The organism is Nocardia sp. NPDC057455 (genome assembly GCF_042802775.1).
Lineage (GTDB): Bacteria > Actinomycetota > Actinomycetes > Mycobacteriales > Mycobacteriaceae > Nocardia.
The window spans coordinates 1-1668 of sequence record NZ_JBHVDM010000142.1; the positions used below are offsets into that span (position 1 = coordinate 1).

Annotated in this window: 4 protein-coding genes, 1 tRNA gene and 1 pseudogene; all 6 read right to left on the reverse strand. The window is 67.9% G+C overall.

All coding sequences use genetic code 11. The features are described from left to right. Positions 1-280, reverse strand: a pseudogene (locus ACFU5M_RS32675) (hypothetical protein); the annotation flags it as partial. Continuing rightward, entirely contained in the window at positions 277-594 is a 318-nt protein-coding gene (locus tag ACFU5M_RS32680) for a hypothetical protein (protein ID WP_379055159.1), read from the reverse strand. The gene ACFU5M_RS32680 and the pseudogene ACFU5M_RS32675, both read right to left, overlap by 4 nt. Continuing rightward, positions 591-905, reverse strand: coding sequence for a hypothetical protein (locus ACFU5M_RS32685; RefSeq protein WP_379055161.1), 315 nt, complete (start codon positions 903-905; stop codon positions 591-593). Before ACFU5M_RS32685 ends, ACFU5M_RS32680 begins: the two co-directional genes overlap by 4 nt. Next, positions 902-1120, reverse strand: coding sequence for a hypothetical protein (locus ACFU5M_RS32690; RefSeq protein WP_379055163.1), 219 nt, complete (start codon positions 1118-1120; stop codon positions 902-904). Before ACFU5M_RS32690 ends, ACFU5M_RS32685 begins: the two co-directional genes overlap by 4 nt. 25 nt (positions 1121-1145) lie before the next feature. Next, a tRNA-Met gene (locus tag ACFU5M_RS32695) sits at positions 1146-1221 on the reverse strand. A 121-nt stretch (positions 1222-1342) separates the two neighbouring features. Further along, the coding region (locus tag ACFU5M_RS32700; RefSeq protein ID WP_379055165.1) for a hypothetical protein at positions 1343-1668 on the reverse strand (326 nt) is incomplete at its 5' end.

Here is a 1668-nt window from a genome sequence, read left to right on the forward strand (position 1 = left end):
TGCGCGCGCGTGCTTGCCGGTAGCGCTGTAGGTCGGCGGCGGTGGGTTGTGCATGGATGATCCACGCGCCGGTAGGGCGTGCGGCGAGTGTGGCCGTGACTGCGGCTTTCCAGGCGGCGAGTGTGGCGCGTAGGTGTGCTGGCGAGTGCCCGTGTTCGACGGGTGAGCCGAGGGCGCGGGCGAGGCGGTCGAAGTCGATGACAATGTCGCTCGGGCTCGCGTTGGCTTGCACGTGCGTTGTCTTGCCTGCGCACGGCGGTCCGATAACAACGGTGATCATGCAAAGGGCCCTAGTCCGTTGATGCCGCGGCGTAGCAGCTCGCGGCCGATGGTGCCGAGCGGGTCGGCGATGCCGTCGGCCCATTGGCCTTGTGGGCGCCATCCGTCCGGCATGATCTCGCGCAGGCGGTCGACGACGCGGCCCGGATCCTTGTGCGTTTTGAACGCTTGCACTTCGGGGCGTAGCCGGTCGGCGAGGTCGCGGCCCTGCTCGGCGGTGGCGTCCTCGTGTGCGGCGCACACGTAGAACAGCATTGCGAGCACGTCGCCGAGTGCCTCGTTTCGCGGGGTGTGCGGAATGTTGGGTGCGTTCATCGCGGTTCGGGCATGGCGCCGGGTAGTTGTCGGGCGCGGCTTGCGCGGTTGGGTCGCCAGTTGTCGAGGTCGCCTTCGTCGATGCGGGATCCGATGGCGGCCGCGAGTTGGTCGAACGCTTGCCGGGCGGTGAGGCCGGCGGCGTAGGCGGTGTCGATGAGGTTCTGTACCGGGGCCGCGTCAACCTTGCCGCTCAGTTGGGCTTGAAAGAACCCGAGTGCGGTGTCGTCGTCGGTCCACAGGACACCGACGCTGGGCCGCATGATGGCTGTCCATCGCCCGGTCCCGGCGCGGTTAGTGCTGTAGCTCATCCGATCGCCTTCGAACGGAGGTCGGCGAGTACCTCGTCGATCGTGGGTAGCTCACCGCTTTCGATCGGGTGGTCGCCGTCGTCGATGACGAGTGCACCGGACCACCCGTCATCGGCACGGGTGAGCGACAGCCCACCACCCGCGCGGATGACGCCGAGCAGCCGCAGCACGTTCACGCCTGCGGTGATCGACCGGACTTCCGGGCCGAAGACCATCGGTTCGCCCTCCCTTCGGGTTTGGTGGGTGCGGGGGCGGGAATCGAACCCGCGACCTCTGGGTTATGGGCCCAGCGAGCTACCGCCTGCTCTACCCCGCGTCGAGCCTGGTTCGGGCATCAAAAAACCGCTACGCGCCCGATTTTGGGGTCGGGTCGTCAGTAGCGGTTTCTTGTCCAAAGGGTACAGCAACCGGTCGGTTGGTTACGAGATACCCACTGGTCAGGCGGGTGTTTCGGGTGTCGACAGCGACATCATGCCGACGAGCAGGTCGCCGGCGCTGTCGGCGGCCGCGCGGCGCTGCTCGTCGTTGAGCGCGGCGCACGCGGCGTACAGTGCGTCGCTGTGTCCGTCGCATCCGGCCCGGGCGAGTGAGCGGAATTCTTCGCTCGCGAGACCCGGTACGCCTCGTTCGGTGAGGTTGCGCGGCAATCCGCCGAGTTGCTCGGCGACCGCGATGCACGCGAGTTCGACCAGGCGCGCCGTGCTCGGCGAGTGGCGGGTGATGCGGTTGCGTGTCTCGTCTTGGCACGGGCCGCACCCGTCTA